Origin of the sequence: Neisseria sp. HMSC074B07, from assembly GCF_001810355.1 — a bacterium.
GTDB lineage: Bacteria > Pseudomonadota > Gammaproteobacteria > Burkholderiales > Neisseriaceae > Neisseria.
The window spans coordinates 1-290 of record NZ_KV800943.1; the positions used below are offsets into that span (position 1 = coordinate 1).

Consider the following 290-nt stretch of genomic DNA (forward strand, 5'->3'; position numbering starts at 1 on the left):
TCGCCATGTTGTTCATGCTGTTCGAAGGCATACCAAATGCCTTCTTCCTCACACAGACGGTTGATAAAAGCGAAGTCGCTTTCGAGATACTGGGTCACATACTCGCGGACGGTGTAGCTGCGGCTTTTTTGGAAACGGTAGTCGACACCGGAGAAACCGTGGTGCTTGAAGACGGCGGCAACGATGTCGGGGACGGTTTGGTTTTGAAACAGTCGGGAGGATTGGAAATGTTTTAAAGCCGCGAAACGCGGCTCTAAAACAAAGCGGTAAACGGTTTCATCCTTGGATAC

General features: G+C 50.3%; 1 protein-coding gene. It reads right to left on the bottom strand.

Going from position 1 to position 290, the window contains the following annotated elements; all coding sequences use genetic code 11:
- The coding region (locus HMPREF2726_RS07125; protein WP_246827873.1) for a contractile injection system protein, VgrG/Pvc8 family at positions 1–290 on the bottom strand (290 nt) is incomplete at both ends.